The 349-nt window shown below is 67.3% G+C and carries 1 pseudogene; it reads right to left on the bottom strand.

The features are described from left to right. Nucleotides 1-349, bottom strand: a pseudogene (locus EN859_RS36135) (GNAT family N-acetyltransferase); the annotation flags it as partial.

Genomic DNA, 349 nt, shown 5'->3' with positions numbered 1-349 from the left:
CGCGATGATGGTGCGAGCGCAGCGAGGCCTTGAGGTAGTCGTCACCGTCGGTGTCGCTTTCCAGCACCGGGCGCTCGACCTTGCCAGTGGTGACCAGGGTCAGGCCGCGGCTGTCGGCAAAGGAGGTGAGCAGGCTCGCCACCGGGCCGTCCAGCCGCATGTCGGGCAGCACGAACACTTTCGGCAATTTGAGATGCGGCCTCCCCAGCATCGAGAAGAAATCCTCGATGACGCCGACCGGATCGTCGCGGTCGACCAGCGGGGTGCCGAGCGGACCGAACGGGCTCGACCATGTGCGCATGACCGGGACGGTAAGCGGGATCGCGGGGCGCTCGACCGAGAACGGCAC

The sequence above is a fragment of the Mesorhizobium sp. M00.F.Ca.ET.216.01.1.1 genome, assembly GCF_004010325.2.
Classification (GTDB): domain Bacteria; phylum Pseudomonadota; class Alphaproteobacteria; order Rhizobiales; family Rhizobiaceae; genus Mesorhizobium.
Note: the sequence above shows the minus strand (reverse complement) of the source record. Positions and strands in the feature narration are given on the sequence as shown.